Below are 8718 nucleotides of genomic sequence, written 5' to 3'. Positions count from 1 at the left end.
TTGCATTAATGGACGCAAGATGGACACACGCGTTTGCGTTGCCTTTATATTTTTCGGAATTTTATTCAGAAATCTCACTGCGATATCATGCCTATTTCGCAACCGTTTTGAGTATTGGTTATGATACACGGGCCAACAGCGCAGTAATAAGTTAGGTATTTCGTAGTGAATGTAAGAATGAAAGCCTGTTGTTTCGTATTCGCAACAAGCATGCTTAAACAACGTGCAGAAAGCACCAAAACATCTCACTGCACCTCCAGAAGCGAATGATCCTGGTGGAAATTTATCTCATGTCTAATGCAAGCAGGGTTGCTCTGAGTGCTCCTCCCAGAACAATACAAAAGTACACTCTTTAACCGAGAAATTGGTCCCTAAAATTCAACCAATTTGAGAGAATGTTAGGTAAAAAAATCAAGGATTGGAGCGTGCTCCATGCACCTACAGTAAGGAATGCGTTGTAAAGCCCTGCCCTTTTATGGTACAATGGTCACGGTGTGAGTCGTAACACAGGGACGTCCGTGCGCCTTATTGTTTCGGGCGTATGTGGTCATCTGTGCTCCACCGATTTATAATTCATTTTCTTTAAAATCATATAGCCGAGCTGTTCTGCTTCGCGCTAGAGTTTCCTGGAAAATAGTGACGGTTGGGTTCGTAGGTTGCGCCCTGCGTAATATGTGGCTTACTTGTGTAAGGCCGCGCGTGTAGGTTGTGGAGCAACAACACCCCAAACGCCATCTCTTCTCGGACCAGGCACGTCTCCTACGTTAGTTTAAGTACATACATTTTAGGTAACGCCCATGCTGAAAAATGGTAATGGTACTAATACCAATAACAACTCCATATATATACACAGAGCTCGCGTGATAAAAGACCAGAATCACGTCGTGGAATCCCTAATGTCGGCTCAGGTGAGCATAGATATGATGGTTAATGATACTCAAAGAAAAAGGAAGTCAAATGAGTTAAGTCATGATCCGCTTATCGCGGAAGAAGCCCTGGAGTTCACCGTGGTAATGAATGCGGCACGTGATCGTATTCAATCTGCATTGTCGGACATTAGAAATGGCAAGTTGGATGCAGATACTGGTGCAGTAGCAAAATGCTATGAAGCTCTCAATCTGGCAGTTAGTTCTCAGGTTCTGACGTATACATCTGAAAGTAAGTATGAGCTTGATGAGGCTATAGTAGGCATCGCAGACGCGATTTATGACATGCACAGTCCTAGTCATGATGACCTTGGATCAAAGCGGGCAGAGTCCCACAATATGTCAGGTGAAGCAATCAAGTGGCGTAGGGGGTTACTGCCATTAGCAGAAGGGATGTTCCGCTACAGGAAGGAAAACTCTTCCGTATTGTCTTCATTACGATCTGCCATGGCTCTTTCAAGAATTGTGGGTATAAATCCCAACACAGAAGCTGAGATATCTTCAGAGTACCTACTCATGACCCAGGTGAAGTTTTTGGAAGCTTACGCTAAGACGGCTCCACAGATACTTGGGCCTAACGGTGCAGAGCTTTTAGAACATAGTATGGCACACTGCTCTACAGCTGCAACGCATGGACACTTAGGTAATTCGACTACCGCAAAACGGGAAGAAGTCGTACATCAAAGGGTATTTGAATTGGCTTCTGCATGCCTAGAAGTTACCGTAGAGATGCACCATAGCGGCATGAGTGACACTAGAACGCTCCAAGCACAGCAGTACAAGTTACTGCATAGCGCACTCACTGGAGCAAAGTTGAGCAGTGTTAGCGAAACACTGCACAGTATCAAGCATGAGCTACAGTCAATGTCTGCACAGCAATTTCAACCTGACTCCAGGATTCCTGGTCTTGTGAGCGACGCGATGCTGTTATCAAGTCAAGCCATAGAGGATGTTACGCTCTGCAAGAGAAAAGGCAAGGCATGGAAGGAACTGTGCAACAACACTGCGTTACCTGGCGAGCTTGATCTAGTCAATGACATGAAGCAAGAGTTTAAGATACAAAGAAAAGGCTTTGATATTCAAGAATTTCAGGAACATATTTTTGGTGGCAAACAAAAGCCATCTAATAGCGGCTTATTAGCTCGGCAATTCTCAAAACGTTCAGCAAAGGTTCGTCCTTCTCTAGATTCTGTTTACCCCAGACATGGATGGAGCAGTGCTGCTGTTTCGAAGGATAATGCGCAAAACTACGTCCCAGAGAACGACAAGGCAAACGTGGGCGAATTTCGTGCGTTTGCTGTACAGTACAACCGTAAATTGTATTCTCAACATGGTGACGTTGAGGAGATCCTCTCTAGTCACAACGACAAAGCCAACAATGTTGATCTTGACATGGCCGCTGATGCTGCAACTCCCGAAACTGCAAGAGGAAAAGTTAGCACAGTGCTTGAAGGTGTACATGTGTCCTCTGTGGAACAGGAGCTGTCTCACGGCTCTGCGGTGTCTTCACGTCAGGCATCCAGTGGTCAATGTAGATAGCGGCAAATGTTGTGTGCACGCTATGCTATCCTCTGTATAGCATAAAGAGCACGCAGCCATATCCAATGTCTTATGTAAGATGAGGTGGTCACGTGCGAGTATAGCTCGCACGTGACCACTTTTTCGTACTGAGGCTGGAGAATACATTGCATGTTACCTCGCGGTTCTTGGGTCCTAGACCTACTGTGCATCCGCTGTATGTCTCGTGCTGCGAGTCCGTTTCGGGGAACAATGTATGCCCTGTTGCTTGCCCATGTGTGGTTCAACGTTAGGTGATATGTAACTTAGGGTCGGAGAGGCATTCTCTAGAACCATGTACACCCTGCGGTGCAGTTTGGGAGGAGTACACATAGGTGTCAGTTCTTGGTGTTGTGACGCACGCATGCAGCGTGTTTTTCAGGCCGTGAATACATGCTGATACTGCATACAGAACTAAACCGTATCATACGCATATTCTTGCAATGCGTGCGGTTGTTGGATCATATCCATTCTACTCTTGCGTAATGCAGCGCGCTTATCTTGATCTATTCACAAAAACTCAGCAACCACCAACTTCTCTCAGTGAAGGCTGAGGCCTGACATGGCACACAGACCACAATAAAGCTGTGCTACGCTGAAATGACGGTCTTTATGCTTAAATATGATGAATTCTCCTTTGGGCTCTGCATTGCACAGTCAACGCACATGAAGTAGCGCAGTTTGTACAACCGGTATGCGGGCTTTTCCCACGGTGTAATATCACGAGAGCTGCGATCAAAATAGCTTTTTAATGGGGCATATTGCTACTACTTTTCGCAGGATCATTATATGTCTTGTATAATTGCACGACTCTCTCACATATATGCGACTCTATTAGTAATGACCGGCCTGCATGTTTTTCCACATATGTTACACATTATCTTGAAGTAGGTCTCGTTTGTTCCCAAATGTATACGTGCCATGCCTCCTTTTGTGCTCTAGACAGTAATTAATAAGAACCACGGCCCAGAAGTGCATTGTAACCGCTGGAAGAAAATCAGCAGCACACAACAGGTTCTTACTACGTACCATAACAAGCAGTTCCACATACTTTGCACCCCTACCCAAACGGCTGCTTTGAATAAATATCGCCTGTATTAGCGGCGCTTCAGAAAATCGCGAGCCTAATCACACACAAACTTGTGACTTCTCGACTTCAACCAATGACTCATAACCTCTGTATTTTTTGTGGTACCGGCCTGTTGCGCTTTCCAAATGCGTAAGAAAACGGAAGCACCTACAAATCAGCTGCTATCAGAGGATAACAAAGCTCCCAACAACTTTAACCCCTTTTAATAGTAGTAGCCATGGTAAGTATGTGTTGGTAGATCGATCGTATGCTACCATTAGAATGCATTTACTTTATGTGGACCTACAGATACACAATCCAATGATAAAACACAGAACATAAGTTACGAATTTTGTTGGGTACAAAACAGCAAAACGCGACCACAGTCAGAACGTAACCTCTAGTTCTTTCTCTACAGATATCGGACATACGCGCATATGCGTAGAAACTTCAAAAAATCGACTTCTTACGCACAATTCCGCTACATACGGATACGTGCGCATCATGAGCCTCCACGAGGTGCTATGCAAAAACTCGTACATGCAGCTTCATAATCCTCCATCGTATAATGAAAATCGCCCCTTTGATGGCACCACACAAACTACGCCGTAATCTATAGCATGCTGAATATTTAGTCTCATCCTGTCACATAATACGACGCCACTAACAGTAACCATAGACATAAAAAACATGCAGTGTGAGATAGGTATTGCATGTCAGAAAGGTACTGAAACGCACCAAATTTTCCAACTTATTCTGGAAAATGCAAAACGTCCAGGGTGGCTGGAGCTAATCACGCCAAAGCAATAAACTATAGCCCTCCTTTGCAACCTGTAGTATACTGACATTTACAACATATGGGATATTCAGGCTTTTTCCGTTGCTGCAGTTTATCCTTCCTAGCAACAATGAGTGGGATAGGCGGTGGTGACTGCAAAAAGGCATGTTATTCTGCGGTGAACGCACTTTTTTTCGTGAGAAGATGATATAGTCGTTACGTTGTTTTGCGTGGGTCTAATTGCGAGGCTAATGCTCACCACAGGATTCAGAACTCTCGAGGTGTTTCTGCGTGTAGTCGGGCCCGTAGCGGAGGTTCTCTCTTTCCCGGCAGCAGAGCCTTAAAGAAGAGGCATAGCTACTCCAGCATAAACCGTACCTGCTGCGCGTCTGTGTACACATTCTGTGGGAGGTCCGTCATATGAAGTAGCAGTACAAATAGAAGAGAAAATATGTGTTGTTCTTACAAGATTAGGAGGTCGCAATGGATCGTCGCAATAAGTATGGCGAAAGCATAGAAACACGCTCTTCACGGGGTGAAACCAGTATGTTGGTCAGCATTCTAGAAAAGGCTGTGAGAAGTTTTACGGATCTTATAGGTGTGACAAACAAACGAACGTTCACAAGTTGTAGCGGCGTCAACTCGGGTACACACACGCCCATGGGTGGCATGCATCAGTTTGCAGTTACAACCTTCTACAATCAATGCGATGATAATACGAGCTGCGCCGTAGAAGATAATGTTAATGATCATGGTGAAGAAAACAGCTCCCATGTGGTGGGGGGGGGTGATAACGAAGAGGATACACGTAATCCCGGCTTAGTAGGCACCGTGCTTGATGATATAAAACAATACGCACAGGATGTAAAAGATATTATTAGTGGAACGCCCCGTAGTAGCTTGGACATAAAGGGCTGCCCTATATCGCCTGCTGCGTATGATCGCATATTGTAGCTAGTTTTATGTCGCGGCGAAGTATCCGTGCGAAAAAAGTCTGGCTAAGGTGCACAGTACAGAGCATGTTGAGATGTATGTAGAACAACGTCTTACTGGCTGTTCGGCAGGATACGGCAAGATGCGAACGTTGTGCTTGCCCATCCTCAGTTTGCGATTGCTGTGGTATATGCGGCAGTAGGTGCAGGGTGTATAGTTGTTTGGCAACTATGAATTTGGTTTGTATTGTGGTAAGCGCGTTTAGCTTTTGTTGTGGCACTGTCGGGTTGCTGAGTATTTGTCAGCGTGACTATAGCTCACAAGATAGGTTAGAGAGCTCAGGGTATTTTTCGTGAGTCGGGTCTCCGTAGTGGAGGTCCTATTCCTACAAGTTGAAGATCCTTAAAGTAGAGATGTAGCTGTCCAGCATGAATTTGTACCTGCTACTCGACTGTGTGCTCTGCATTAAGTGCGATAACCGTTATCTCAAGTGGGTACTCAAGGAGAAAAAAATGTTTGTTGTTATGGTAGGGTTAGGAGGTTGCAATGTTCCGGCACAATCATAGTTCAAGTACATCTAAGGGTAAGCCTGGTATGTTCGGTGGCATCTTAGAAAAGGTTACAGGAGGTTTAGCAAGTCTAGCAGATTTGGCTGGTTTTTCGAACAGGACGTTCACAAGATGTGACGGAGTGAACTCAGATACAAACACTACGGTAATTTGCAGTCAACGGAACAAGGTCAGTACCTTCTATGACACAAGGTATAATACAAGTTGCGCTATTAGAGAGGACGAAGGTGAGCATGATAACCAATCTGTCTCCAATATAGAGGGGGGGGGTATCGAGGAGACGGAAGAGGATTCTCCTCCAATCAGCATTGTAAGCACTGTGCTTAATGGGGCGCAGCGATGTGTGGAAGATGTAAAAGCTATGATAAGCGGACCACCAAGTAGTAACTTGACAATAGAAGGGTGTCCTATGTCAAGCAAGGCGTGCAATCGCATATTGTAGCTCGTTTTATTTCGCTGCTAAGGTGCACAGTACAGAGCATGTTGAGATGTATGTAGAACGGAGTATTCCTGGTTGTTCGGCGGGATATAGCAGGATGCAAATGCTATAATCCATCCCCAGTCTGCAATTGCTGAAGTATGTGCATACTGGTACAGGGTGTATCTTTGTTTGGTAACTATGGATTCGGTTTGTATTGCAGTAAACACGTTTAGCTTCTGTTACGGCACTGCTCTGTTGCGTTGAAGCGGGCTAGTTGGCGTAGAAGAAGAGCCTATTAAGTGGTGACAGCTTGCCGGGATAAGGGACTCCTCTCTAGGCACCTTTGTGTGTTCGAGCCTGTAGTGAAGGTTCTCTTTTCCTGGGACAATATATAGGGATAAACATAGCTCCAATTTGAATCGCGCTTTCTGCGCACTGCACCTTGGTATACGTTACCTGAAATAGCGGCCACAGTGCAGAGAAGATGTTTGTGATTCTTACAAGATCAGGAGGTTACCATGAATCATAATAAAAACGATGGTATAGGCACAAGTACTTCGAATGGTATATCTTTATCGACTACCGGTATCTTAGAAAAGTTAAAGTTGACGCATAATTCTTCGGCAAAAAAGAAGCGGGCTAATCAATGGTCGAAGCGACGTGTTTCCGGTCGCTCACGTTCTGGAGCTTATGCTTGCTTACCAAGATCAGGTACGTCACGACCTGCGCTGTTTGACGTATACCCTCGAGCTTCGTGGAACAACAGCACTAATGAGATCCCTTCCCCACAGCGTTTCGGAGCGAGTGTATGTTGCACAGATTCAGATGTCAAAGAAGCAGTATCTGGCACTGAAGATGTAGCACGTAATAATGGATCAAAGAAGTCCGTCGTCACTACGTATGTGTTAAGTGTAGGCGGTGCAAATATGCAAAGTTACACCAATAGTGGCGCTTCTGTGTGTAGTGAAAATAAAAATCGCGTGCTCGGTAATATCAGTTCTGATGGGGGGGGTATGGCACATATACACCCGACACAATAGTAGGCGACTTACTTTCCGAAATACAACAGTACTTATGTTATGACTACCCACGTAGTGAGTTAGGAGATATACGATGCACTGCGTCGGACACTCCGATAGCAAGCGACTTACTTTCCGAAATACAACAGTGCTTACGTTATAACTACCCAAGTAGCGAGTTAGGAGCTGTACGATGCACAGCGTCAGACACTGCATGTGTTGGTGTGTTGTAGATCATTTTGTTTTTCGGTCAGGTGTTTCTGTACAGGCGCCTGGCATTACATGTGCAAAGAATCTTTGGATGGATATAATGGCCTAAGGCTCATACGTCTTGCAGCTAAACGGTCAACTATGTTGCTTTGTGTCGCCCGCGGCATACTGACCCCTGTGACAACGTGTGGTGTGTTACGTCGGTAACTGGACTTAATGTGCGGGTTAGGCACATTGATCTTGTGTATCGGTGCTGTGAACAATATTACGGCAAGGCTAGTCAGGAACTTGCTGCTTATAGCAGTGTTAGAGCACATCCCATTCTATCAGGGTGCACTGCGTAGTTGAGCACCACCAGAAATGGATGAAGACTTTTGCCTCTAGAGCAGTAACTTTAGGGAGGTGGAGCTAAATATAAGTCGCATTCGCGAACTGTGTGCGCGCAGCTCGGTCTACTTGGAGTTTGTTACTTAAAATTAAGTCCGCCCGCATAGAGGAAAAAATGTATGTAATACTAACAAAGGTTAGGAGGTCGCAATGGATCGCTATAACAATTATGGTACAAGTGCAAAAACACCAAATACTTCGAAGAGTGGATCTGGCATATTCTATAGCCTTTTAGAAAAGGCTATAAGCAGTATAAATGGGATATTGCCAAACAAACGAACTTTCACAAGAAGCGATGGCACCGATTCATGGATGAACCTCTCTATGAGCGGTGGCCAACCTCGTAAGATTAAGATTATGGCTTTCTTCGACCCAGAAGATGACACAAGCTGCGCCATTTATGACGATTCCAGCGTGTATGTACGAAACGGCACGGAAGTTCAGGGGGGGGGTAACTACTGCTTAGAAGAAGAGAGTGATGCCCCCTCCACTTCCATGGAAAACATCATTTATAATGCACAGCAGTATGTAAAGGATGTAAAGGCTATGATAAGCGGGACTCCAAGTAGTAATTTGGTAATAGAAGGATGCCCTATGTCGGATGCTGCATACAACAGAATGTTGTAGCTATTTTTTTTGCTCCCAGCGGCCAGGTGTCTGTACATAGACATCTGGTCCGATATGGCAAGTAACACGCAAGTTCAGGCTTATTTAGTGTCGCGCAGCAAATTTATTTGTCCGTTATAGAAGGCTTCGTTCCTACTGTTGCGCTTACAAAGCCTACAGACTTTGAGTTTGGGTTCACATAGGATAGCGTTTGTCGACCGCACAAGCCCATCATTACAGATC

Annotated in this window: 6 protein-coding genes; 5 read left to right on the top strand and 1 reads right to left on the bottom strand. The window is 45.0% G+C overall.

The window, feature by feature from the left end; translation table 11 throughout:
* Positions 1–797: 797 nt before the first annotated feature.
* A complete protein-coding gene (locus tag PGW94_RS02325) occupies positions 798–2465 on the top strand; it encodes a hypothetical protein (protein WP_271758241.1) in 1668 nt (555 codons plus the stop codon).
* Positions 2466–4100: 1635 nt separating this feature from the next.
* On the opposite strand, the gene PGW94_RS02320 is transcribed toward PGW94_RS02325, so the two are convergent.
* Positions 4101–4235: a hypothetical protein gene (locus PGW94_RS02320; protein ID WP_271758240.1), complete on the bottom strand. Its 135-nt coding sequence runs from the start codon at positions 4233–4235 to the stop codon at positions 4101–4103.
* A gap of 578 nt (positions 4236–4813) precedes the next feature.
* Between PGW94_RS02320 and PGW94_RS02315 the strand changes: the two genes are divergently transcribed.
* From PGW94_RS02315 to PGW94_RS02300, 4 genes are all read left to right on the top strand, one after another.
* Complete coding sequence (locus PGW94_RS02315; RefSeq protein WP_271758238.1) at positions 4814–5284, top strand: hypothetical protein; 471 nt, start codon at positions 4814–4816, stop codon at positions 5282–5284.
* A gap of 573 nt (positions 5285–5857) precedes the next feature.
* Positions 5858–6274: a hypothetical protein gene (locus tag PGW94_RS02310; protein ID WP_271758235.1), complete on the top strand. Its 417-nt coding sequence runs from the start codon at positions 5858–5860 to the stop codon at positions 6272–6274.
* A gap of 497 nt (positions 6275–6771) precedes the next feature.
* The gene (locus tag PGW94_RS02305; RefSeq protein ID WP_271758234.1) at positions 6772–7293 is read left to right on the top strand and encodes a hypothetical protein; all 522 of its coding nucleotides are present in this window, start codon (positions 6772–6774) and stop codon (positions 7291–7293) included.
* Between the two features lie 726 nt (positions 7294–8019).
* On the top strand, positions 8020–8496 hold the full coding sequence (locus PGW94_RS02300) for a hypothetical protein (RefSeq protein WP_271758232.1): 477 nt from the start codon (positions 8020–8022) through the stop codon (positions 8494–8496).
* The last annotated feature ends 222 nt before the right edge of the window (positions 8497–8718 follow it).

Source organism: Candidatus Anaplasma sp. TIGMIC (genome assembly GCF_028204095.1).
GTDB lineage: Bacteria > Pseudomonadota > Alphaproteobacteria > Rickettsiales > Anaplasmataceae > Anaplasma.
This window is presented reverse-complemented; position numbering and strand designations above follow the sequence as displayed.